Below are 22,235 nucleotides of genomic sequence, written 5' to 3'. Positions count from 1 at the left end.
GGCCGAGCTGCTACTTCGCAACCAGTTCGGTCAACTGGGGGACCAGCTCGTCAGTTGCCCATGGAACGCTCAAAACGCTGACGTACATGGTGGCGGCTGTCAGGCGATTGTCGGTGATCCACAAGTCCTTCCCGTTGGCGATAACCGGCCACCGTGCGAACAGGGTGTTGGCCAACGTGCTGTCGACTTCCGACTGATCGCTTGCCCATCCGAGATATACGTCGGTGTAGATCGTGTCGAGCTTTTCCATGCTGATGCCGAACAGGAACGAGTCGCCTGCAAAGTTCTTGGCACCGTTGACCACGTCGGGAGCAACTGTGAGTCCGAGGTTTTCGACGAACTTCACGCGCGGATCGTCCGGGCCGTAGATGGCCGTTTCGGTTTCGCCTTCGCGGATGTAAGACCCGAAGGCGAACGTGACTCCATTGAATTCAGGATGGCTGGTCTTCGACTCTTCCACCGTCTTTTCGACGGACTTGATCAAATCCGCGGTCTGGGCCGGGCGCCCCAAGGCCTTGCCGACATCGGTGGCGAGGTTTTGCCACGAACTCGGCTGGTACGGCTTGGTGTCGTAGGGGAGTGTCGGGGCGATCGAGCTCAGACGCGAATAGTCCTGCTCGGAGAAACCGGAGTACGGGGCCAGAATCAGGTCGGGGGCGGCATTGAGGATCTGCTCGAACAGAAGCTCACCGCTGTCGGAGTAGTACGGCGCCGGTGTGGGCAGCGGCTGGCCCGACTTCTCGAGTTCCGCGCGCGTCCACGGGAGGAAGCCGTCGGCGTCGCCGGCCCACGAGTCCTTCTGCATTGCAATCGGAGTGACGCCGAGGGCGATGACAGTGTCGGCCGCTGCGGAATCGAGGGTGAGGATCCTGGTCGGTTCCTTGTCGATGGTGGTGCCGCCGAATGCGTGCTCGATCGTGACGGGGTATGCGCCGTCCTCGACAGCAGATGCCGACGAACTATTTTCCTGGGCGTCCGATGACGACTGCGTGCAGGCGGTCAGAGGCAGTGCGGCCGCCACCATCAGCGCAACGACAATTCGCCTCTTCCGTAGGGGACGAATTCTCTGACGGGCAGATCTGAACACGCGAAACTCCTCGGGATAGATCGGGGAAGTGCTTGCACGACTCAGCGCGGTACGCACATGAGAGCAGGCTTACCTAAGTGAATCTAGGGCGCGTGCGTGTAGCGAAGGGGCCAGCAGATGTCGACAACAGGTCAGGCTCGAGTCAGTTGACAGCGGCGAGCGCATTGCCAGGGGTGTAGCCGACCGTCTTACGAAAAGCAGCGATGAACGAGCTCGACGTCCCGTACCCGACTCGACGGCTGACGGCGTTCACACTCATCCCCGTCCCGAGCATGCCCAGTGCTGTGCTCATGCGAACCAGAGTGCGCCATTGCGCAAAACTCAGCGCAAGTTCCGCGGCAAAAATCCGGGTGACCGTGCGTCGGCTGAGGTTGAGAACGTGCGCCCACTGGTCGAGTGACCGATCGTCGGCGGGATCCGACAACACTTTGTCGACGAGTTGTCGAAGCCGGGGATCGCGGGGGATCGGTACGTCGAAGTGAGGTGCCGATGCCGGGGTGAGGAGATCGACACAGACCTGCTGTGCCCGAAGGCGTTGTTCTGCAGGCATTCCGGTATGGGCGAGGTGTATCAGCAGTACCCGGGCTGCCTCACTCAAGGTCACGATGCACGGTTCGTTCCAGGCGGGAGTCCACAACTCGGGGGTGAAGAGAGTGGCGCGGAATGCGACGTGCGGATTGGCCTGACCTTCGTGGAGGACCCCGCGAGGGATCCACAGGCCGACGCCGGGCGTGACGGTCCAGAGTTGATTGTCGATGATCATGTTGACGACGCCGCGGTCGGACCAGATGAGTTCGTGCTCGGCATGAGCGTGCTGTGGCCACTGGGTGATGTGGTCGGTCTCGACGATGTACGTCGTCAGTTGGAACGGCGCCGGGACGGCGCGCGCCATCGGAGTGTGGCGGTCGGAATCCGACAGGTGGAGGCCACCGTCGATTTCACGAAGGGCAGGGATCGGCACCGCGGACTACCTCCAAAGCAAAGTTAGGTAAACCTTACACCCTGTTTGGTGGGTTCAGTGGCCCGCACCGAGTTCGATGAGAAGCACGCCTGCCGCGATAAGGCCGATCCCCACGATCATGAGCTTGGTCAGCGGTTCGCGAAAGAGAATGCGGGATGCGATTGCTGTCAGCGCCACCCCGCAAGCAGTCCAGATGCCGTACGCAACGCCGATTGTCAGGCCCGCGTCGAGTGCGAGCGTGAGGAAAGCGAAAGCGGCGAGGTACCCCACGGTGACAACCGCGAGCCATCGTTTGTCGCTGCCGTCCTGCGACGCCATCCGTAGTGACAACGTCGCGGTGACCTCGGAAATAATTGCAGCGATCAGAAATACGAAGGTCATGCCGGGTCCACCGGCCCGCTGTCGGCAGCAACCTGGGAACCGAGTTCAACGCACAGGACTCCGCCGATGACCAGGGCAATGCCGACGCCCATGGTGGCTGTCAGGGGGTCGCCGAAAAGGAAAGTCGCGAACACCGCGGTCAGGACAACTCCGGTTGCGCCCCAGATTCCGTATGCAACACCGAGTCCCATGCCCTCCCTCAGGACGAACGACAACGCGGTGAATGCTGCGAGATATCCGCCGACGACCACGACGTACCAGGCGGGGTGATCGAGGGCCGCGCGCAGAGACAGAGTCGCAGACACCTCGGTCAGGATCGCGGTGATCAACAGGAGCCATTTCTTCACGGTTCGGATTCTGTCAGGCTCCACCGATTCCGGTCGCGCACTACGGTTGAGACATGACGTGCGTGCTGCTCGGCGGAATCCGCCAAGGTGACATCCGCCACGATGTGTCCGGTGGCGATATAACCGCGACGCCGATTCTCGACTGGGGCCACGATGACGTGGCTCGCCTCTACGAGGACATTGCAGAAGGTGCGATCCAGTCGGCGCAGGAGTTCCTGGTGTCGGCGCATCGCAGCGTCGCTGCAAATATTCGGCCGGTGTACGGCCTCGACGACCGGCAACCCGTCTCGGTGACATTGAGCCGAGAGCGCGGATCCTGCAGTCAGAGACTGGCTATCGTCGAAGCGTTGGCTCGCCGCCGAGGTATCGCCACCCGAGTTCACGGTCTCGTACTTCGTGGGGAGTTCTGGTACCCGAGATTTCGGCGTCTACATGCGGTGATTCCGAAGTCAGTGCTGCTGGCGTGGCCGGAATTTCTGGTCGACGGACGCTGGCAGGACATCTCCGAGATCGTTTCACCTGCGGTGGTCTCAGCGCTCGAACCGTTCACGAACACCGGCGAGGAGACACTGTTCGACGCGATCGGACGCGCTCCGATCAGTTGGGGCAAATCAATTTCGTGCGATTGCTTGGACTTCTCCGAATTCGTCGACCGTGATCTGGGCACCTTCGAATCTCGCGACAAGCTCTTCGAGGAATTCGGACAGACGATGTCGACCCCCATCAGAATTCTCGTCGATCCGGTTTTCCGGAACTGGAGTGCATCCGGCTGACGCGCGACGCGAGGTCTAGGCTGTTCTGCATGTCTGTGCGTACCCCATTGGTCCCTGGAACCGTCTCTCCCGTCCTCGCTGTGCCCTCGAAGATCGAGCGGCCCGAGTACGCGTGGAAGCCGACCGCCAAAGAGGGCAACGAGCCCTGGGTTCAGACGCCGGAGACGATCGAGGCGATGCGCATCGCCAGCAAGATCGCTGCCGGCGCGCTGCAGGAAGCCGGCAAGGCTGTCGCTCCCGGTGTCACGACCGACGAGCTCGACCGCATCGCACACGAGTTCATGCTCGACCACGGCGCATACCCGTCGACGTTGGGCTACAAGAGCTTTCCCAAGTCGTGCTGCACGTCTCTCAACGAGGTGATCTGCCACGGAATCCCCGACTCGACCGTGATCCAGGACGGAGACATCGTCAATATCGACGTCACCGCATACATCAACGGAGTGCACGGGGACACCAATGCGACGTTCCTCGCCGGTGACGTGTCCGAAGAGAACCGCTTGCTCGTCGAGCGCACACACGAGGCAACGATGCGGGCCATCAAAGCCGTCAAGCCCGGCCGCGCGCTCAACGTGATCGGACGCGTCATCGAGTCCTACGCCCATCGGTTCGGGTACGGCGTCGTCCGGGACTTCACCGGACACGGAATCGGCGAGACCTTCCACAACGGCCTCGTGATCCTGCACTACGACGAGCCCGCGGTCGAGACGATCATCGAACCGGGCATGGTCTTCACGATCGAACCGATGATCAACCTCGGTGGTATCGACTACGAGATCTGGGAGGACGGCTGGACCGTCGTCACCAAGGACCGTAAGTGGACGGCGCAGTTCGAGCACACCTTGGTGGTCACCGAGACCGGTGCAGAGATTCTCACCCTGCCTTGAGTTCGGCGATGCGCGGCGCTCTGCTGGTAGCCGGCACTACTTCCGACGCAGGCAAGAGCGTTCTGGTGGCCGGATTGTGTCGCATGTTGGCGCGTCGAGGCGTCCGAGTGGCGCCGTTCAAGGCGCAGAACATGTCGAACAACTCCGTGGTCACGCTCGACGGCGGAGAGATCGGCCGTGCGCAGGCACTTCAGGCGCGGGCATGCGGTCTGGAGCCGAGTGTTCGATTCAATCCCGTGCTGCTCAAGCCGGGGAGTGATCGCACTTCGCAACTGGTCGTTCGGGGCAAGGCGATGACCACGGTGGGTGCTCGCGATTACATGCAGCATCGGCAGTGGCTCCGCGCCGTCGTGGCCGAAGATCTCGAATCGCTTCGATCCGAGTTCGACGTCGTGATCTGTGAAGGCGCCGGTTCACCGGCCGAAATCAACTTGCGCGCAACGGATCTTGCCAACATGGGATTGGCTGAGGCTGCGCAGATTCCGGTCGTCGTCGTCGGTGACATCGATCGCGGCGGCGTCCTGGCCCATCTGTTCGGGACCGTTGCTGTGCTCTCGCCGAGCGACCAGGCATTGATCGCGGGATTTGTGATCAACAAATTCCGCGGTGACGTTGCACTGTTGGAACCCGGACTGGATCAACTGCGCAGCCTCACCGGTCGGCCCACTCTCGGAGTGATCCCGTTTGCCGACGATCTTTGGCTCGACGCCGAGGATTCGCTTGGCGTCACCGGCAACGCCCCGGTAGGGCGCCCTGGCCCACCCGTCGGTTCGGCCTGGCTCACCGTTGCTGCGGTTCGGCTCCCGCGCATCTCCAACTCGACGGATGTCGAGGCGCTGGCATGTGAACCGGGCGTGGCAGTTTCGTGGGTGACCGATCCGTCGCGGATCCGCGACGCAGACCTCGTGGTGATCCCCGGTAGTAAGTCCACCGTGAGTGACCTCGAGTGGTTGCGGAGTACCGGCCTGGCTGACGAGATCATCGCCCGAGCGGGCCGCGGGCAGGCAGTGCTGGGAGTCTGCGGCGGATACCAGATGCTGGGTAATTCGATCGTCGACGACGTCGAATCAGGATCAGGGATCACCGCAGGGCTCGGTCTGCTGGACCTCGACATCGAATTCGCTTCGGACAAAGTGCTGGCGCAGGTAACCGGTTCCGCCGACGGTATCTCGGTGTCGGGGTACGAGATTCATCACGGACGCGTCGTGCGCAACGGGGACCGCCCATTGCTGGCGGACTCGGGCGGTGTGCCGGAAGGCAGTGTGCGAGGGTCTGTTCGAGGGACACACTGGCATGGTCTCCTGGAAAGTGACGACTTTCGGCGTAGCCTGCTGCGTGAGATCGCGGTTCCCGGTTTTGTTGCTGCACCCGACACCTCGGTTGCCGCGGTGCGAGAACAACAACTCGACCTTCTCGCTGATCTCGTCGAGCAGCACCTCGATCAGGATCTACTCGAGAAACTGATCAACGGTGGGGCGCCGATCGGGCTTCCCGTCATTGCCTCCGCACTCGAAGCCTGAGAGCGCTCCCGCGGGCGTCGGCGTGCACGCGGTAGAATAGCCAGGCCTCACTCCCGCGACGGCTCCCTAGTAGGAGTGTGCGCGGTGACAGATCAATTCGACGGCTTGCTTACCGACTTCAGTGACGAGGTGCTGGTCGACTCGGCAATGCTCGGCGATCATGCGGCCTTCGACGTCATCGTTCGCCGATACGGCCCGCACTTGTATCGATTTGCCCGTCGACTCGTCACCAGTGAGAGTGACGTCGACGACATCGTCCAGGAAACCTGCGTTGCCGCCTGGCGCCAACTTCCGGGGTTTCAGCGGCGCTCGAGCATCAAGACCTGGTTGTTCGCGATCTGCTCTCGCAAGATCGCGGATGTCCATCGAAAAGTCGGCTCCTGCGCCGCCGATGTGGACGGACTTCGGGACGAAGTCGATACTCGATTGCGCGATCCGAGCGAGGAAGTATGCGGCACAGCATTTCTCGACGCTCTTGAAGCCGAACTCGATCGTCTACCGCTGCGTCAGCGCGCCGCCTGGGTCTTGCGGGAAGTGGAGGGCATGACGTATCCACAGATCGCAGTTGTCCTGGAACTGAGTCCGGACGCGGTTCGTGGCCAACACACTCGGGCGAGGCGGAATCTGGGTCTCGCGCTCGACCGATGGCGATGACGACTCGGCGGTTTGCCGGGTTCTGTCACCGAACTCACTCTCCTGACGGCCCGGGTAGCTGGAAGAATGCTTCGTCGTGGATACCGCTTTCGACCCCAGAGGCTTCGACCCGAGAACCGAGGATTCGGTGCCGTCGGTAATGCCGGACGATGCGACGGCAACGGGTGCTGACGTCGCCGTCGAGGCTGCGGAAACTCGGCTGACTGCAAGCGCGGTCCGGGAGTTGCTGGCAGCGCTCGGAGGAAGTATCGGCGACGAGGACGAACTCGTGGTTTTGCTCCAGCGCGCCGTCGAAATCGCGAACGACGCCATCGAGGGCGCCGACAGCATCGGCGTCACCATCGATCTGGCCGGGCAGACCTACACCGCCGTTCATACCGATTCGCGGACTCTGCGTGTCGACATCGAGCAATACGACGCCGGCGACGGACCATGTCTGCACGCCGCTCGAACCGGTGAAACCGTTGTCGTCGATGCCGAGACCAGCGCGGAACGCTGGCCGCGGTTCGCGGCGGCGGCGAAGGACGAAGGGATCAAGTCCTTTCTCGCGGCGCCGCTCTTCACGCCGGATCAGCGACTGGGTTCGTTCAACCTGTACGGACGCGCCTCAGCGGCATTCGACCGGGTCGACGCGGATGTCATGGAGATTCTCACGACAACGGTCTCACGCGCGATCGGCGACTTCTCTCGTTTCAAGTCCGCCAAGGCGGTGGCTGATGCCTTGCAACGTGCGCTCGAGACCCGGGCGCCGATCGAACAGGCCAAAGGCATGCTGATGGCCATCCATCGGATCGACGCCGACACCGCATTTCACATGCTGCGCAAGCAGTCTCAGACGACGAATACCCGGTTGCGCGACGTGGCAGCCGAGATCGTCGAGACGTATTCGGCGCCGCCTACCGCTGTCTAGTTCGAGGGGGACCGACGTACAGCCTCGAGCGCGACGACGACGCTCGCGGCGACAACCACGTGCATCAGCGCGAGCATGACCGTGCTGGCGGCGTCGAAGTCTGCGGCAATGGTCAGAGCGATGGTGCCGAGCGCCACGACTGCCCCCACGATCTGGGCGATGCGGATGATCGGCTCCCACTTCAGTGAGATCAACAGTGCGACCGACAAACCGACCAGCAGTGGCACCACCGTCAATGTGATGACCCCACCAGGCGCGACGCTCGCCGGCTTTCCCTGATCTGTCATCTCGAAGGATCCGCCCAATGCGAGGCCGATCAACCACAGGATCAGATTGACGACGAGAGCAATTATCGTGGCGCCGAGTACGGCGCGTGGCTTGGTGACGTGGAGGTTGTGTGCGGTTGACGCGATTGCAGACATGGTGTTCTCCCGGCTCGATGCGATGGTCTTGTGACGTCGCTCTGGTGAATAGACCCGCCGGCTGGGAGAAACTCATCGCTGAGGTTGACTATTGCCCGTCGATGACGGGCACTGCGGTGCCGGTGACCGAGATACCGCCGTCGACTGGGATGTCGACCTCGAGCACACTGGGACGCCCGACGTGTCGGCCCTGGTGGATGGTGATCCGCCGCGCAGTGGCCGCGGGTTCGAGTTTGCGCAGGTAACCGCCGGTCGACGCCGCTGCGGACCCGGTTGCAGGATCCTCGACGATGTTTCCCACCGGAAACAGATTTCGGGCTTCGAAGGTGTTGTCGTCGAGGGGGTGCAGGATTGTCACCGTGCCGGCCCACCCCTGCGCGTCCATCAGGGTTCTCATCGCTACGGGATCGAAGGTGAACTCGTCGAATGTCGACTGATCACGAAGTACGACGATCGGGTGAGTGTTGCCGGCGTACGAAAGCATTGCGGGATACCGCGCGTCGAGCGCAGACGAATCGACGCCGATGAGCCCGAGCAGCGCTGTCAGCACAGCATGATCGATCGGCGAGACCGACGGTTCGACGCTGATGAAGGTCGCGGTCGACCTTCCGTCCTCGTCGGTCGCCGTGTCGATGGATACCGGTCCGATCGGTGTTTCGAATGTGAAGGTTCCGTCGCCGTCTCGCTCGGTGAGAGCGATGGCCGTCGCAATAGTGGCATGACCGCAGAACGGTACTTCGGCGATAGGGGAGAAGTACCGGATCCGGCTGTGGCGCGGGTTGCCTCCGAGTTCCGGTTCGATGAGGAACGCCGTCTCGGCATACCCGACTTCGGCTGCAACGGATTGTAATTCGGGGTCGTCGAGTCCGCGGGCGTCGAGCAGCACGCCGGCGGGATTACCGCCGGCCGGATCCGAACTGAACGCAGTCAGTCGGAGGATGTCGTGAGAAGTTGCCATGTCGACCATCTTTGTCCGCTGTCGTCCATCGGGGGAAGAGACATCGCGCGATTGCGGTCCGCGATCTTCGAACTGGACTGCCTCCGGAACAAACCGGCCGCACGGCGTCGTTGGTGCAGATATGAGCAATGACACAGACACCGCCGAAGCGTTGTTCGCACTCGTGGCCCAGGGAAAACAAGGCGTGCTGGCAACCGTCAAGCGTGACGGCCGCCCACAGTTGTCCAACATCATTTACCGCTGGGACGTCGAGTCGAAGACGGCTTCCGTGTCCATCACAGCCGATCGCGCCAAGAGTAAAAATGCGATCCGCGATCCGCGGGTTTCCCTTCACGTCAGCGCGCCCGACTTCTGGAGCTACGCCGTGATCGAAGGACTTGCCGTGGTGACACCCGTCGCGGCCGATCCTCACGACGAAGTGTCTGACGCACTGGTCGAGCTGTACCGGGACATCAGCGGCCAGGAGCATCCTGATTGGGAGGAGTACCGCGAAGCAATGGTTGCGGAGCGTCGACAGATCCTCACGGTGCGCGCTGATCACGTCTACGGAATGACGAGGCTCCCCAAGCCGTCCGGCACCTAGCCCCGCGCCCCACTCGAGTTTGGCCCACCCCCAACCCGAGCGAACGGTACGTCCGTCGCCTCAGATGCGCCGAAAGCCACTTTCGCTCAGGGGAGAGGCGGTGCAGAGCGAACAATTCGGACTCGCCGGTGGTGGTGAGAATGTATGAGTGGTCATACTTCTGTCGACTCCAGGGTCCTCCACAGTGTGGATCGCGTACCGTTTCCAGACATGGAATTGACTCGAGTAGCGGTGGGCAGTGGTTCGTGCACCGTTCGGATCGACGGGCCGGTCAGCAAGCATGCGGTACTCCTGCTCCCCGGCAAGGGCGACCCCGTCGACTTGTACGACGATGTGTGTGAGCGACTGCACCATTCGGATCTGCGGACCGTCGCGGTGGAATCGATCGAGAATCTCGACGAGACCTCGGCAGTGGTACTTCTGGACGAGTTGAACATCGCCTGGGTGAATCTGGTCGGTCACCGGGAGGGCGCCGATCTCGCGTGGCTGTTGGCTGCACGTCAGTTCGGCCGCTTCGCGAGTTTGATCGCCGTGGACCGTGGCCATCCGTCGGCGAGCGATATTGCCGGCGTACCGCCGGTCGAGGTTCCGACCACCGTCGTCGTGGGCAGTGGAGGTCGGGCCGTCGCCGACGCCAGCGGTCGTTTCGTGTACTCCGACTTCCGCGTGACGGAACTTCCGGGTGTCGACGACGTCGTCAAGTCGGCACCGGCCGAACTCGCAACCGAGATCGTGCTGCGTACCAGCCCCTGGTGAAACTCTGACCTACGAAAAGGCGGGCACTCCCACTGCGCGGAGTGCCCGCCTTTTCGGCGTCATTAGGGCTGCGGGGCTCAGATGTCGAGGCCGAGCAGCGCGTTCTCGACCACTTCGGCCAGGGCCGGGTGGATCCAGTACTGGCCGCGTGCCATGTCCTGAGCTGACAAACCAAAGCTCATCGCCTGAATGAGCGGCTGGATGACGGTCGGAGCCTGCGTACCCATGACGTGGGCACCCAGGATGCGTCCGGTGCCGCGCTCGGCGATCACCTTGCAGATGCCTTCCTGATCCTCCATCGCCCAGCCGTACGCGACGTCGCCGTAAGCCTGCACCTTGACGGTGATGTCGAGTCCGGCGTCGCGAGCCTGCTTCTCCGTCATTCCGACGTCGGCGATCTGCGGGTCGGTGAACACGGCTGCCGGCACGAAGCGGTGATCGGTGCTGCGAAGCCCGGACGTGTCCTTCCAAGCGTCCTGAAGCAGGTTGTGCTGAACAACGCGCGCTTCATGGTTGGCGACGTGCTTGAGCTGGTACGGCGACGAGACGTCACCGAGTGCGAAGACGCCCTCGGCGGTGGTGCGTTGGTATTCGTCGACCACGATCGAGCCCTTGTCGTCGAGTTCGACGCCGGCCTTGTCGAGACCGAGTAGATCGCCGTTGGGCTGGCGGCCCACTGCTACGAGAAGGACGTCACCGGAAACGACTGTGCCGTTTGCCAGTTCGACGGCGATGTTGTCGCCGTCGCCGCGTACCGACGTGAGGGGGGAGCCCAGATGGACGTCCCACTTCTGTTCGGCCAACTCGGTGAAACGCTCGGAGATCTCGTCGTCGAGGTGCCGCAGCAGTCTCTGGCTGCGACCGATGATCGACACGCGAGAACCCAACGCGGAGAACACGTGTGCGAACTCGGTGGCAATGAATCCTGAGCCGACGATCACCAGGTGCTCGGGAAGTTCGGGCAGTCGCATGATGTCTTCGTTGGTGTAGTACTTCACACCACTCGACGCGATCTCTTCCGGGATGATCGGACGCGAACCGGCAGCGATGACCACCTGGTCGGCGGTGATCGTCTCGCCGGTTCCGGTGTCGATCGTCTTGTCGCCGGTGAACGTGGCGTGGCCGCGGTAGACGGTGGTGTTGGGACTGTCTTCGCTGCGGTACCGCTCACCACCTGCGGAAATGGGATCGATGCGGCCGAAGACGCGCTTGACGATGTCGGACCAACGGACGCCGTCGAGCGTGGCGTCGACGCCGTACTTCTCGGCAGTGGTGATGGTGCGTGCCACCTCGGCGGCGTAGACGAACATCTTGGTCGGGATACACCCGACATTGAGACACGTTCCGCCGAAGGTGCCCTCTTCGAGGATTGCGATCTTCTTGCCGTCGAACCGCTCGTCGGGCAGCGAGTTTCCGGATCCGCTGCCGATGATTGCAAGGTCGTAGTGCGTCACTGCGCGATCTCCTGTGTGTTGCTTGCTGTGCTTGCCGAACTTTCTGCGGTGGGGGTGAGGTGGCCGTCGAGCCACTCCAGCCACAGGTCGAGTTCGGAAAAGGCTGTGGCCAAGGGCTTCTCGGTCGAAAGAAACACGTCGTGACGGGCGCCGTCGATCGGGACGATGGTGGTGCGATCGCCGAGGCAACCCGCCCAGCGTGCGATCTGCTTGACGTCGAGAACGGAATCGGCGAGGTCGACGCTCGGGTTGTACGCCTTGGCGAACTGCGACTTCTTCGAGCGCAGAATCAGCGCAGGCACTCCGATGTCGAGGCCGCGGTGAAGTTTCGCGTGACCCGCTCGGACGGCCCGCATCCAGCCGAAGGTGACGGGGCAGCCGGCCAGCGGCTTCCAGTCGAGGTTGTAGTCCCACACTCCGTTTGCCGAAACATGAAGGCTGGAACCGTAAGTCGGTAGTCCGGTTCCCGGGATCACCGTCTTCGCCGATACCCGTCCGAGGGCGTCGATCGCGGTGGTTCCCACGTTACGCACCACCGAGGGGCCCTGAAGATCGAACCAGGGACTGTTGAGCACCAGCCCGCAGATTCCGGCGCCGTCGCTGCCACCGGGCTTGCGCTGCAAACGGTTCAGCCACAGCGGGACGATCAGCCCGCCGGTCGAGTGCGCCATGAGCAGCACCTCGCTCCCGTCGGTCTCGCTGCGGACGATGCGCAGCGCCTCGTTCAGTTCGGCGTCGTAGAGCGCAAGGTCGGAGACGTAGTGCGCCGTGTGTCCCGGCTTGAGGGATCGCCCGCACTTGCGCAGGTCGAGTGCGAAGAATGCGTAGCCCTGCTCGGCAAAATGCTCGGCCAGGTGCTTCTGGAAGAAGTAGTCGGTGAATCCGTGCACGTACAAGACGGCACGACGTGTCTTCACCGCCTCCTTCCGCGGTTGGTAGCGGACCAGTGTTGCGTCCACCTCGCCTTCGCCGTCCGGATCCGTTCCGAGCGGGATCGTCAGCTGCTGATATCCGTCACCGAGGACGTCTGGAACCCAAGTAGTCACAAATCACAATCTAATCGTCGTTTCGGGTGCGCGTTGTAGAGCACAATTGGGGGTGGTGAACCGCGCGAGTACGCACGGGTAACCTATTCGGCGTAACACAGCAGGCGGATGCGCGCACGGCTAATGACAAGGAAGTCGATTCTCCAGTGTCGAATCAGAACGCGGTAGAGACGAAGACGGATGTAGTGCTCGTGGGCGCAGGCATCATGAGCGCCACGCTGGGTGCATTGCTGCGCCAGCTGCAGCCCGATTGGTCGATCTCGACCTTCGAGCGGCTCGATGCCGTTGCAGCCGAGAGCAGCGACCCCTGGAACAACGCGGGAACCGGTCACTCCGCCCTGTGTGAGCTCAATTACACCCCGGAGAACTCCGACGGCACGGTCGACATCAAGAAGGCCGTCAACGTCAACGAGCAGTTCCAGGTGTCCCGCCAGTTCTGGGCACATGCGGTCGAGCAGGGCGTCCTGACCCAGCCCAAGGAATTCATCAACCCCATCCCACACGTGAGCTTCGTTCACGGTGAGGCCAACGCCAAGTACCTGCGTGCTCGCTACGACGCACTTGCCGGCCACACGCTCTTCCGCGGCATGGAGTACATCGACGATCCGGCCGAGTTCAGCGAGCGTTTGCCGCTCATGGCCAAGGGACGCGACTTCTCCGATCCCATCGCCCTGAACTGGAGCCAGGACGGCACCGACGTCGATTTCGGAGCGCTCACCAAGCAGCTCATCGGCTACATCGGTAAGACCGGCGGCAAGATGTACTTCGGCCACGAGGTCACCAACCTGACCCAGAACTCGGACAAGTCCTGGACCGTCAAGGTCACCAACCGTCGCACCGGTGAAAAGCGCACCGTTCGCTCGCGCTTCGTGTTCGTCGGTGCCGGTGGCGGCGCCCTGCACCTGCTGCAGAAGTCCGGCATCAAGGAAGCCAAGGGCTTCGGTGGCTTCCCGGTCAGCGGTGCTTTCCTGCGATGCACCAACCCCGAACTCATCGACCAGCACAGCGCCAAGGTCTACGGCAAGGCTGCCGTCGGCGCCCCGCCCATGTCGGTGCCGCACCTCGACACCCGCGTCATCGGCAACAAGCCGGGTCTGCTGTTCGGCCCGTACGCCGGATGGTCGCCGAAGTTCCTCAAGCAGGGTCGCGTCACGGACCTGCCCGGCTCGGTCAAGCCGAACAACATCCTCTCGATGCTCGGCGTCGGCGTCAGCGAGCTCGGCCTGGTCAAGTACCTGGTCAGCGAACTCGCCAAGAACGAAGCCGGTCGCATCTGGGATCTGCGTGAATTCGCGCCCAAGGCGCAGGCTCAGGACTGGGAGCTCATCACCGCGGGCCAGCGCGTCCAGGTGATCCGCCGTGCCAAGGGCAAGGGCGGCGTCCTCGAATTCGGTACCGCTGTGGTCGCCGCTGAGGACGGCTCCATCGCCGGCCTGCTCGGCGCTTCGCCCGGTGCGTCCACGGCCGTCCCGGCGATGCTGGACGTACTCGAGCGCTGCTTCCCGACCGAGTTCCAGGGTTGGAAGGGCAAGCTTCGCGAGATGGTTCCGTCCATCGGCGTCAAACTCACCGACAACGAAGGCCTGTTCAACCAGGTCTGGGATTGGTCCTCGAAGGTTCTCGAGCTCGATTCCGCTGGTGCTTCCGAATCGGCTCCGGTCGCGGATACCGTCGCGACTGTGTGATAGTCCAACCCATGACGGCAACAGCAGCTTTGAAGCGTTCATGGGCACTCGACCTCGACAACAAGACGTTCTACGAGTTGTTGAAGCTTCGAGTGGAGGTCTTTGTCGTCGAGCAGGCCTGCCCGTATCCCGAGTTGGACGGGCGGGACCTGCTGACGGAAACACGCCACTTCTGGCTCGAGCAGGACGGCCAGGTGGTGTGCACACTCCGTCTGCTCGAAGAGCACGACGACGGAAACAAGAGCTTCCGAATCGGACGCCTCTGCACGTCGCGTCAGGCTCGCGGCCAGGGCCACACGACCCGCCTCCTGCAGGCCGCACTGGCCGAGGTCGGCGAAGCGCCGTGTCGGATCAACGCCCAGACCTACCTGGTCGAGATGTACGCCAAGCACGGATTCAAGGCTGACGGCGAAGAGTTCATCGAAGACGGCATCCCGCACACCCCGATGCGCCGTGGCGGGGGAGAGCCTTTCGTGGCTGTCAGCTAGTTTGTCGGAGATTTGACCCTGGTCGGCTCGTGGAAAAGCGAGCCGACTAGGGTTTTTTCGATACCGAATGTTCGCGGGGAAGTCCTGTTCGATCCAGGCGCGGTCCCGCCACTGTGAAAGATCTCTCCTCTACCGACTGACCGGGAGATCTCAGCCAGGTTGCCGCGACATTCGAGTGCAGCCAAATTCTCGGCGAGGAAACCGAGAGGTGGAGGGATATCGACGTGCGAAGTGAAGAAGATCGACCAGTGGCGGGCTTCCCGTTCAGTGCTGTGGTCGGCCAGGATCAATTGCGGTTGGCGCTGATTCTGTGTGCTGTGCATCCGGGGATCGGTGGAGTCCTGGTCCGCGGTGAGAAGGGAACTGCCAAGTCGACGGTCGTGCGCGCGCTGACTGCGCTGCTGCCCGCGGTCGACGACGCCGGAACGACACGACCGGCCCGCTTGGTGGAACTGCCCGTCGGCGCCACCGAGGACCGAGTGATCGGGTCCATCGACCTCGAGAAGGTTCTCCGCGACGGTGAGCGCGCTTTCCAACCTGGACTGCTCGCCGCCGCTCACCAGGGAGTTCTGTACGTCGACGAGGTGAATCTGCTTCACGACCACCTGGTCGACGTGCTTCTCGACGCCGCGGCGATGGGTCGCGTTCACATCGAGCGTGACGGAATCTCCCATTCGCACCCGGCTAAATTCGTACTCGTCGGCACGATGAATCCCGAAGAGGGAGAACTGCGTCCACAGTTGTTGGACCGTTTCGGACTGGCGGTCGATGTCGCAGCTTCCCGCGACGTCGACGTACGCATGGAAGTGGTGCGTCGCCGGCTCGACTACGAGCGCGACCCCGAGGCGTTTGTCGCTCGGTACGAATCCGCCGATGAGGAGCTCGCGGCCGAAATCCTCACGGCGCGTGGGAAACTGGACTCGGTCGAGCTGAGCAACCGCGAGCTGCGTCGTATCGCCTCACTGTGTGCGTCGTTCGACGTCGACGGTATGCGCGCGGACTTGGTGCTGGCGCGCACCGCGACCGCCCACGCTGCCTGGCGAGGCGACAGTGAGGTCACTGCGGAGGACGTGCGAGTGGCTGCGGAACTGACGCTGCCGCATCGCCGCCGCCGCGATCCGTTCGACGAGCCCGGCTTGGATCAGCAGCAGTTGGACGATGCACTCGAGCAGGCCGATCAGGACGCCCAGTCGCAGGTAGAGGACGACGCGCGCGACGGAGAGCCCGAACCTCCCGAGAATCCCGAAGACCGTGGCCCTGACGAAGACCATGGCCCGGAAGATGGTGGCCCCGAAGACGGCGGTCCTGAAGACGAGGGTCCGGACGACGACGGCCCGGAAGACCCTGACGGACCTGGCGGGGGAGTACGCGCTACCGATCGCCCCTCGGCGCCACCGGCCGGCGAATTCAAGGCCAAGCTCCTCGAGGTTCCTGGTGTTGGCGAAGGTGCACCGGGACGCCGCTCGCGGTCCATGTCGTCCCGTGGACGAGTCGTGCGGTCCACGCGGGAACGTGGCCACGGATTGCACCTGACGAGCACGGTCTTCGCCGCAGCCGAGTCTCAAGTTGCGCGCGGCCGCACTGCTGGACGGCTGCGGCTGGCACCCGCTGATCTCCGCGGCGCGATTCGTGAAGGGCGAGAAGGCAATCTGATCGTCTTCGTTGTCGACGCGTCGGGGTCGATGGCAGCACGCGACCGCCTCTCCGCGGTCACCGGTGCGGTTGTCTCGTTGCTCCGCGACGCCTATCAGCGCCGCGACAAGGTCGCGGTCATCACTGTCCGTGGTCGTGAAGCAGAGCTCGTACTGCCGCCGACCTCTTCGGTGGACATCGCCGTCCGTCGCCTGCAGTCGATGCGTACCGGCGGCAAATCCCCACTCGCAGAGGGATTCCTGCGTGCTCGCGAAGTGGTTCTGCGTGAACGGCTTCGTGACCCGCAGCGCCGCGCCCTCGTCGTCACGCTCACCGACGGCCGGGCCACCGGAGGCAAGGACGCGCTGCACCGCGCCCGCGTCGCCGCGCATCTTCTTGCCGACGCGTCCGTCGCTTCCATCGTCGTCGACTGCGAGACCGGCCTCGTGCGTCTGGGGCTGGCAGCCGAGTTGGCCCGAGAACTACGTGGCGGTTACGTCCGCCTTGCCGAATTGTCAGCGCAGCAGGTCGCGGGTGTCGTCCGCGCCGCAGCCTAGATCCCAGCTCAGGAGTTCACGATGCCCAAGGGTGTTCCCGAGACAGTTCCCGACGACGGTCTGACCACGCGTCAGCGTCGTAACGCGCCGGTACTTGCCGTGCACACCGGCCCGGGAAAGGGTAAGTCCACCGCCGCTTTCGGCATGGCGCTGCGTGCCTGGAATCAGGGGTTCGACATCGGCGTGTTCCAGTTCGTGAAGAGTGCCAAGTGGAAGGTCGGCGAGGAAGCCGCGTTCCGTGCGCTCGGAAACCTGCATGACGAAACCGGCGTCGGTGGGCCGGTGCAGTGGCACAAGATGGGCGAAGGTTGGTCATGGACACGCAAGGCCGGTAGCGAGGAAGATCATGCTGCTGCCGCTGCGGAGGGTTGGCAGGAGATCGCGAGAAGGCTTGCAGGCGAGGAGCATCGATTCTATGTCCTCGACGAGTTCACGTACCCGCTCAAGTGGGGTTGGGTGGACGTGGACGAGGTGGTGCAGACACTGCGCGATCGCCCAGGCAACCAGCATGTCGTCATCACGGGGCGTGACGCCCCGCAGGCGCTGATCGACGCCGCCGACCTCGTGACCGAGATGACGAAGATCAAGCACCCGATGGATGCCGGCCGAAAGGGTCAACGGGGCATCGAATGGTAAGTCCTTCCACTCCGGCCGTGGTGATCGCCGCTCCTGCCTCGGGTAGCGGAAAGACCACGGTGGCAACGGGATTGATCGGTGCGCTGCGACGGTCCGGTAGCAGCGTTGCACCCTTCAAGGTGGGGCCGGACTACATCGACCCGGGTTATCACGGACTCGCGGCAGGGCGGCCCGGACGCAACCTCGACACTGTTCTGGTCGGCCCGGATCGCATCGGACCGCTCTACCGGCATGGAACCGCCGGCTGTGACATCGCCGTGGTCGAAGGTGTCATGGGTCTGTTCGACGGAAAGATCGACGAGGCCAACTCGCAGCCGTCGGCGGAGGGGTCGACGGCGCAGGTAGCGTCGATCCTCGGTTCGCCGGTAATCCTCGTGATCGACGCCCGTGGACACAGTCAGAGTCTGGCCGCCGTACTCCACGGCTTCGCGACCTACGACGCAGGTGTGCGCATCGGCGGCGTCATTCTCAATCGCGTCGGGAGCGCTCGTCACGAGCAGGTGTTGCGTCATGCGTGCGACAAGGTCGGCGTCGCAGTGCTCGGAGTTGTGCCACGGTTGACGGAACTCGAAGTTCCCTCCCGGCACCTCGGTCTGATTCCGGCGGCCGAGCACGGCGCCGCCGCTGTGGCCGCAGTGGACGCGATGTCCGACTTGATTGCCTCGCACGTCGAACTGGACGCTGTTCGCGCACTGGCCGCCTCGAACGTGAGTGCAGCTGCATGGGATCCGGTTGCCGAGGTCGGCGCACATGCCGAGTCTCGCCCTGTGGTTGCCATGGCGGGCGGCCCGGCCTTCACCTTCGGCTATGCCGAGCACCGTGAACTCCTGACTGCCGCCGGCGCGGACGTGCAGGTGTTCGACCCGTTGCGGGACGAGCTTCCCGCGGGAACTGCTGCTCTTGTCCTTCCTGGCGGGTTCCCGGAAGAGCATGCGGTGGACCTCGCGGCCAATACCGTTCTGCTGCAGCAGGTTCGTGACCTGGCGGACGGCGGCGCACCGATCCACGCCGAGTGTGCCGGTCTGCTCTACCTCGCTCGCAGCTTGGACGGTCACAGCATGGCCGGTGTTGTCGGGGTGGATGCCACATTCGGGAAACGCCTGACCCTCGGGTACCGCGAAGCAGTGGCGATCAGCGATTCCACCCTCTTCGACGCAGGCTCCCGCGTCACCGGTCACGAGTTCCACCGAACGTCTCTCGTCTCGGCAGACGCGGACGGTTGCGGAAGTGCGTGGGGGTGGCGGCCCTGGGACGGCGGCAGTGTCCGCGAAGGATTTGTTCGCGGCGGCGTCCACGCGTCGTATCTCCACACTCATCCGGTGGGGCAGCCCGAATCGATCGCGAAGTTCGTCGATGCCGCACGGGGATGACCTCTGTATAGGCGTTGGATTCACGTCGAGCGCCACCGCGAAGGACATCGTCGCTGCGGTGAACGCGGTGCTGCAGGAGCGAGCGAGGATCGTGGTCCTCGCCACTGCGACCGGCAAGGCGGCGTCTGCGGCTCTGCTCGCTGCCGCCGATGAACTGAACGTCCCGATTGTGAGTTTCGAACCGGACGTACTTGGGCGAGTTCAGGTTCCGTCACCGTCGACTCGCGTCGAGCACGCGATCGGGACGGCAAGCGTCGCGGAAGCGGCGGCGATCCTCGCCTCCGGGGGCGGCCCGCTCCTAGTGGCCAAGACTGCCAGGGATGGAGTGACCGTGGCGGCGGCCCGTAAAGTTCCCTCCAGCTTGACCAATTCTGACGACGAAACGGAGTGCGAGTGAGCGAGTCCACCGCAGACGAGACCAACTACTTGGTCGGCCTCAACCTGACCGATCGACGCGTGGTCGTGTTCGGTGGCGGCACTGTGGCTCAGCGCCGACTCGGACTGCTGGTCGCCTCTGGTGCCCGTGTTCACGTCATCAGTCGCGCGTTCACTCCAGCCGTCGAAGGTATGGCCACGGCCGGGCAGATCACGGTCGAAGAGCGCCCGTACGCCGACGGCGACCTCGAAGGTGCGTGGTATGCCATCGCCTCGACCGACGAGCCGGAAACCAATGCGGCGATCGTCGCCGAAGCGGAGCGTCGCCACATCTTCTGCGTGCGCGCCGACAACGCGAAGCACGGCACCGCGGTAACTCCCGCCAGCGCCGAGTACGACGGTATGAGTATCGGAATTCTTGCCGGCGGCGATCACCGTCGTTCGGCAGCAGTCCGCACCGCGGTCGTCGAAGGTCTTCAGTCGGGCGTGCTCGCCGATACGGCCGAGCCGGCCGCTGCGGGCGTTGCTCTCGTCGGTGGTGGCCCCGGTGACCCCGACCTGATCACCGTGCGCGGACGCCGTTTGCTCGCACGCGCTGACGTCGTCGTGGCCGACAGATTGGCTCCGCCGGAGTTGCTCGCCGAACTGGGTCCGGACGTCGAGGTGATCGACGCCGCGAAGATCCCGTACGGCCGTGCCATGGCTCAGGAGGCCATCAACGCCGCGCTGATCGACAACGCGAAGGCAGGCAAGTTCGTGGTCCGCCTCAAGGGCGGGGACCCGTACGTCTTCGGGCGGGGATACGAAGAACTCGAAGCGTGTGCCGCTGCCGGCGTTCCGGTGACCGTAGTGCCCGGAATCACGAGCGCGATCTCGGTCCCGTCGGCCGCAGGCATCCCGGTGACCCACCGCGGTGTCACCCACGAGTTCGTCGTCGTCAGTGGGCACGTGGCTCCGGATCATCCGGATTCGCTGGTCGACTGGTCGGCACTGGCCAAGTTGCGCGGCACGATCGTGCTGCTCATGGCGGTCGAGCGCATCGATCAGTTCGCCAAGGCACTCGTCGACGGTGGGCGCCCGGCAACCACGCCGGTCACCGTCATCCAAGAGGGCACGCTGCGCACTCAGCGTGAACTTCGGGCCGATCTGGCGACCGTTGCTCAGCGCGTCAAAGACGAGGAGATCAAGCCTCCGGCGATCATCGTGATCGGGCCGGTCGCGGGCTTTTCCGTCGACGCTGGGTAACGTGAAGTCTTGTGTCTGATTCCCCAACATCTGAAACCGCTTCGGCGAATGCCCCGGTAGCGACTCGAGTCATCGGGCTCGCCATCATCGTCCTGAGTGGTTTGCAGATGATGGTGGTGCTCGACGGCACTGTCGCGAACCTCGCGCTGGCGCCGTTGCAGTCTGATCTCGGATTGAGCGACAGTGGCCGTAACTGGGTCTTGACCTCCTACGCGCTGGCGTATGGAGGTCTCATGCTCCTCGGTGGTCGCCTCGGTGACGCGTACGGGCGCAAGAAGATGTTCATCGCGGGAGTCTCGCTGTTCACGGTGGCGTCGTTGCTCTGTGGTCTCGCCCTGAACGAGGGCATGTTGATCGCAGCGCGGGCGCTTCAAGGTGTCGGCGCAGCCGTGGCGTCGCCCACCGCCTTCGCACTTGTTGCCACGACTTTCGCCGCGGGTCCGGCTCGTAATCAGGCCATCGCGATTTTTGCCGCCATGACGGGCGTCGGATCGATCGCCGGTCTGATCATCGGCGGCGCATTGACCGAGGTGTCATGGCGACTGATCTTCCTCATCAACGTCCCGATCGGGATCGCGCTCGTCGGCATGGCATTCCGCGCCCTTCGCGAGACGAATCAGACGCGTCTGGCTTTGGATGTCCCCGGCGCGATCCTCGCGACCCTCGGTTGTACCGGTGTTGTTTTTGCTCTCACCGAAGGCCCGGAAATGGGATGGGGGAGTATCGCCGTCATCGGTGCATTGGCGGCCGGACTGGTCGCCCTCGCTGCCTTCCTCTTCGTCGAGCGAACTGCGGACAACCCGCTCTTGCCCTTCTCGTTGTTCGCCGATCGCAACCGTGTCGCGACGTTCCTCGCCATCTTCTTCGTCGGTGGCGCGATGTTCAGCATGACGGCCTTCGTCGCACTGTTCGTGCAAGACATCATGCAGTATTCGCCGTTGCGTGCCGGTATCGCGTTCATTCCGTTCGCGTTCGGATTGGGCGCCGCCGCGTCGGTTGCTTCCAAGCTCGCCGTGAAGGTTCAACCCCGTTGGCTGGTCCTCACCGGCGTCGTGATCATGATCGTCGGACTCCTCTACGGATCTACTCTCGATTCCGATTCCACCTACCTGGCCAACTTGTTCGTGCCCGTGATCGGGATCGGATTCGGTATCGGCCTCGCGATGGTGCCCTTGCCACTGTGCGCGATCGCCGGTGTGCCGGAGACCGAGATCGGCCCGCTGACGGCCATCGCTCAGGTTGCCCAGACGCTCGGTGGGCCACTGGCGCTGTCGGTGATCGGTGCGATGGCGACGTCGAAGACGCTCTCGCTCGGCGGCACTTCGGGCAAGGCAGCGGACATGAATCCGGCGCAATTGATCGCACTCGGAGAGGGATACACCTTCGCACTTGTGGGCTGCGCGGTCTGCGCGGTGTTCGCCGGTATCGCGGCGCTGTGCATCAGGTTCACACCTTCTCAGGTAGCCCAGGCTCAGGCTGCGGAGAAGGCAGCTCAGGGAATCGCCTGA

Annotated in this window: 23 protein-coding genes; 15 read left to right on the top strand and 8 right to left on the bottom strand. The window is 63.6% G+C overall.

What is annotated here, in order from left to right; all coding sequences use genetic code 11:
* Positions 1-10: 10 nt before the first annotated feature.
* From QMA15_RS16545 to QMA15_RS16530, 4 genes are all read right to left on the bottom strand, one after another.
* Positions 11-1,087: an ABC transporter substrate-binding protein gene (locus tag QMA15_RS16545; protein ID WP_279163796.1), complete on the bottom strand. Its 1,077-nt coding sequence runs from the start codon at positions 1,085-1,087 to the stop codon at positions 11-13.
* 142 nt (positions 1,088-1,229) lie between these two features.
* Positions 1,230-2,048 (bottom strand): AraC family transcriptional regulator, encoded by an 819-nt coding sequence (locus QMA15_RS16540; protein WP_019748026.1) that lies wholly within the window; start codon positions 2,046-2,048, stop codon positions 1,230-1,232.
* Between the two features lie 54 nt (positions 2,049-2,102).
* Positions 2,103-2,429, bottom strand: coding sequence for an SMR family transporter (locus QMA15_RS16535; RefSeq protein WP_019748027.1), 327 nt, complete (start codon positions 2,427-2,429; stop codon positions 2,103-2,105).
* Positions 2,426-2,776 carry an SMR family transporter gene (locus tag QMA15_RS16530; protein ID WP_097387472.1) on the bottom strand — a complete coding sequence of 117 codons (351 nt, stop codon included), beginning with the start codon at positions 2,774-2,776 and terminating at the stop codon, positions 2,426-2,428. Before QMA15_RS16530 ends, QMA15_RS16535 begins: the two co-directional genes overlap by 4 nt.
* A 53-nt stretch (positions 2,777-2,829) precedes the next feature.
* Between QMA15_RS16530 and QMA15_RS16525 the strand changes: the two genes are divergently transcribed.
* The 5 genes from QMA15_RS16525 (at position 2,830) to QMA15_RS16505 (ending at position 7,520) form a co-directional block, all read left to right on the top strand.
* Complete coding sequence (locus QMA15_RS16525) at positions 2,830-3,549, top strand: transglutaminase domain-containing protein (RefSeq protein WP_279163795.1); 720 nt, start codon at positions 2,830-2,832, stop codon at positions 3,547-3,549.
* A gap of 29 nt (positions 3,550-3,578) precedes the next feature.
* Entirely contained in the window at positions 3,579-4,436 is an 858-nt protein-coding gene (gene map, locus QMA15_RS16520) for a type I methionyl aminopeptidase (protein WP_007734970.1), read from the top strand.
* Between the two features lie 8 nt (positions 4,437-4,444).
* Entirely contained in the window at positions 4,445-5,956 is a 1,512-nt protein-coding gene (locus QMA15_RS16515) for a cobyric acid synthase (RefSeq protein WP_021343962.1), read from the top strand.
* An 84-nt stretch (positions 5,957-6,040) separates the two neighbouring features.
* Complete coding sequence (locus QMA15_RS16510; protein ID WP_020969378.1) at positions 6,041-6,610, top strand: RNA polymerase sigma factor; 570 nt, start codon at positions 6,041-6,043, stop codon at positions 6,608-6,610.
* A 76-nt stretch (positions 6,611-6,686) separates the two neighbouring features.
* Positions 6,687-7,520, top strand: coding sequence for a GAF and ANTAR domain-containing protein (locus QMA15_RS16505; protein ID WP_019748033.1), 834 nt, complete (start codon positions 6,687-6,689; stop codon positions 7,518-7,520).
* Here QMA15_RS16505 and QMA15_RS16500 read toward each other — a convergent pair.
* A complete protein-coding gene (locus tag QMA15_RS16500; RefSeq protein WP_290285438.1) occupies positions 7,517-7,942 on the bottom strand; it encodes a DUF6069 family protein in 426 nt (141 codons plus the stop codon). The genes QMA15_RS16505 and QMA15_RS16500 overlap by 4 nt on opposite strands.
* 88 nt (positions 7,943-8,030) lie before the next feature.
* A complete protein-coding gene (locus QMA15_RS16495) occupies positions 8,031-8,900 on the bottom strand; it encodes a PhzF family phenazine biosynthesis protein (RefSeq protein ID WP_290285436.1) in 870 nt (289 codons plus the stop codon).
* A gap of 121 nt (positions 8,901-9,021) precedes the next feature.
* Here QMA15_RS16495 and QMA15_RS16490 point away from each other — a divergent pair, with 121 nt between their 5' ends.
* Together QMA15_RS16490 and QMA15_RS16485 are read left to right on the top strand one after the other, a co-directional pair.
* Complete coding sequence (locus QMA15_RS16490) at positions 9,022-9,483, top strand: PPOX class F420-dependent oxidoreductase (RefSeq protein ID WP_070386964.1); 462 nt, start codon at positions 9,022-9,024, stop codon at positions 9,481-9,483.
* 210 nt (positions 9,484-9,693) lie between these two features.
* Positions 9,694-10,239 (top strand): hypothetical protein, encoded by a 546-nt coding sequence (locus QMA15_RS16485; RefSeq protein WP_029538007.1) that lies wholly within the window; start codon positions 9,694-9,696, stop codon positions 10,237-10,239.
* A gap of 77 nt (positions 10,240-10,316) precedes the next feature.
* On the opposite strand, the gene mtr is transcribed toward QMA15_RS16485, so the two are convergent.
* Both mtr and QMA15_RS16475 read right to left on the bottom strand, forming a co-directional pair.
* The gene (gene mtr / locus QMA15_RS16480; RefSeq protein ID WP_020969385.1) at positions 10,317-11,693 is read right to left on the bottom strand and encodes a mycothione reductase; all 1,377 of its coding nucleotides are present in this window, start codon (positions 11,691-11,693) and stop codon (positions 10,317-10,319) included.
* Positions 11,690-12,739: an alpha/beta hydrolase gene (locus tag QMA15_RS16475; protein ID WP_279163794.1), complete on the bottom strand. Its 1,050-nt coding sequence runs from the start codon at positions 12,737-12,739 to the stop codon at positions 11,690-11,692. The genes mtr and QMA15_RS16475 overlap by 4 nt, the downstream gene beginning before the upstream one ends.
* Positions 12,740-12,885: 146 nt before the next feature.
* On the opposite strand from QMA15_RS16475, the gene mqo reads away from it, so the two are divergent.
* The 8 genes from mqo to QMA15_RS16435 all read left to right on the top strand — a co-directional run bounded on the left by mqo (position 12,886) and on the right by QMA15_RS16435 (position 22,235).
* Positions 12,886-14,424, top strand: coding sequence for a malate dehydrogenase (quinone) (gene mqo, locus QMA15_RS16470; protein WP_020907417.1), 1,539 nt, complete (start codon positions 12,886-12,888; stop codon positions 14,422-14,424).
* Positions 14,425-14,435: 11 nt separating this feature from the next.
* A complete protein-coding gene (locus QMA15_RS16465) occupies positions 14,436-14,912 on the top strand; it encodes a GNAT family N-acetyltransferase (RefSeq protein WP_003942808.1) in 477 nt (158 codons plus the stop codon).
* A 224-nt stretch (positions 14,913-15,136) separates the two neighbouring features.
* The gene (locus QMA15_RS16460; protein WP_290285430.1) at positions 15,137-17,101 is read left to right on the top strand and encodes a magnesium chelatase subunit D family protein; all 1,965 of its coding nucleotides are present in this window, start codon (positions 15,137-15,139) and stop codon (positions 17,099-17,101) included.
* Positions 17,102-17,122: 21 nt separating this feature from the next.
* The gene (cobO, locus tag QMA15_RS16455; protein WP_019748043.1) at positions 17,123-17,737 is read left to right on the top strand and encodes a cob(I)yrinic acid a,c-diamide adenosyltransferase; all 615 of its coding nucleotides are present in this window, start codon (positions 17,123-17,125) and stop codon (positions 17,735-17,737) included.
* Complete coding sequence (locus QMA15_RS16450) at positions 17,731-19,107, top strand: cobyrinate a,c-diamide synthase (RefSeq protein WP_153212443.1); 1,377 nt, start codon at positions 17,731-17,733, stop codon at positions 19,105-19,107. Before cobO ends, QMA15_RS16450 begins: the two co-directional genes overlap by 7 nt.
* Entirely contained in the window at positions 19,091-19,504 is a 414-nt protein-coding gene (locus QMA15_RS16445; protein WP_279163792.1) for a cobalamin biosynthesis protein, read from the top strand. Before QMA15_RS16450 ends, QMA15_RS16445 begins: the two co-directional genes overlap by 17 nt.
* Positions 19,501-20,727 carry a uroporphyrinogen-III C-methyltransferase gene (gene cobA, locus QMA15_RS16440; protein ID WP_007735001.1) on the top strand — a complete coding sequence of 409 codons (1,227 nt, stop codon included), beginning with the start codon at positions 19,501-19,503 and terminating at the stop codon, positions 20,725-20,727. Before QMA15_RS16445 ends, cobA begins: the two co-directional genes overlap by 4 nt.
* A 107-nt stretch (positions 20,728-20,834) precedes the next feature.
* A complete protein-coding gene (locus tag QMA15_RS16435) occupies positions 20,835-22,235 on the top strand; it encodes an MFS transporter (RefSeq protein WP_230544061.1) in 1,401 nt (466 codons plus the stop codon).

This window comes from Rhodococcus sp. APC 3903, assembly GCF_030407755.1.
GTDB lineage: Bacteria > Actinomycetota > Actinomycetes > Mycobacteriales > Mycobacteriaceae > Rhodococcus_F > Rhodococcus_F erythropolis.
Note: the sequence above shows the minus strand (reverse complement) of the source record. Positions and strands in the feature narration are given on the sequence as shown.

Excerpts from the sequence above, each read along its gene's own strand:
- QMA15_RS16535 (WP_019748027.1), bottom strand. The coding sequence starts at position 2,429 with ATGACCTTCGTATTTCTGATCGCTGCAATTATTTCCGAGGTCACCGCG.
- QMA15_RS16525 (WP_279163795.1), top strand. The coding sequence starts at position 2,830 with ATGACGTGCGTGCTGCTCGGCGGAATCCGCCAAGGTGACATCCGCCAC.
- map (WP_007734970.1), top strand. The coding sequence starts at position 3,579 with ATGTCTGTGCGTACCCCATTGGTCCCTGGAACCGTCTCTCCCGTCCTC.
- QMA15_RS16515 (WP_021343962.1), top strand. The coding sequence starts at position 4,445 with ATGCGCGGCGCTCTGCTGGTAGCCGGCACTACTTCCGACGCAGGCAAG.
- QMA15_RS16500 (WP_290285438.1), bottom strand. The coding sequence starts at position 7,942 with ATGTCTGCAATCGCGTCAACCGCACACAACCTCCACGTCACCAAGCCA.
- QMA15_RS16495 (WP_290285436.1), bottom strand. The coding sequence starts at position 8,900 with ATGGCAACTTCTCACGACATCCTCCGACTGACTGCGTTCAGTTCGGAT.
- QMA15_RS16490 (WP_070386964.1), top strand. The coding sequence starts at position 9,022 with ATGAGCAATGACACAGACACCGCCGAAGCGTTGTTCGCACTCGTGGCC.
- QMA15_RS16485 (WP_029538007.1), top strand. The coding sequence starts at position 9,694 with ATGGAATTGACTCGAGTAGCGGTGGGCAGTGGTTCGTGCACCGTTCGG.
- QMA15_RS16465 (WP_003942808.1), top strand. The coding sequence starts at position 14,436 with ATGACGGCAACAGCAGCTTTGAAGCGTTCATGGGCACTCGACCTCGAC.
- cobO (WP_019748043.1), top strand. The coding sequence starts at position 17,123 with ATGCCCAAGGGTGTTCCCGAGACAGTTCCCGACGACGGTCTGACCACG.
- QMA15_RS16450 (WP_153212443.1), top strand. The coding sequence starts at position 17,731 with ATGGTAAGTCCTTCCACTCCGGCCGTGGTGATCGCCGCTCCTGCCTCG.
- QMA15_RS16445 (WP_279163792.1), top strand. The coding sequence starts at position 19,091 with ATGCCGCACGGGGATGACCTCTGTATAGGCGTTGGATTCACGTCGAGC.
- QMA15_RS16435 (WP_230544061.1), top strand. The coding sequence starts at position 20,835 with ATGATGGTGGTGCTCGACGGCACTGTCGCGAACCTCGCGCTGGCGCCG.